Origin of the sequence: Streptomyces sp. ADMS (assembly GCF_033441795.1) — a bacterium.
GTDB lineage: Bacteria > Actinomycetota > Actinomycetes > Streptomycetales > Streptomycetaceae > Streptomyces.
The window spans coordinates 1-239 of record NZ_JAVFVX010000623.1 but is presented as its reverse complement, the minus strand read 5'-3'; the positions used below and the strand labels follow the sequence as shown (position 1 = coordinate 239).

The 239-nt window shown below is 69.9% G+C and carries 1 protein-coding gene; it reads left to right on the top strand.

Translation table 11 applies throughout. From position 1 onward, the window contains the following. The coding region (locus RB628_RS42235; protein ID WP_318325867.1) for a DUF317 domain-containing protein at positions 1-239 on the top strand (239 nt) is incomplete at both ends.

The window sequence follows — 239 nt, the reverse complement described above, 5'->3', positions numbered from 1 at the left end:
CCCTTCGCGATGCCTCGCTGGCTGGTCACGTACCAGGACAGCACCCCGACCGAGATAGTCCAGGGTTTCACCACCGCGCTCGCCGCTGCCTACACCGAGGGCCCCGACTCCTACCTCTACTACGGCAACAGCGACTTGGCGGCACTCGACGTCGGCACGCCGCTGGCGGCAGCAGGCTGGAGCCACCGCTACGGCGCGGCCGACGTCTCCTTCGAGTCCCCGGACGGCCTGGCCGAGGT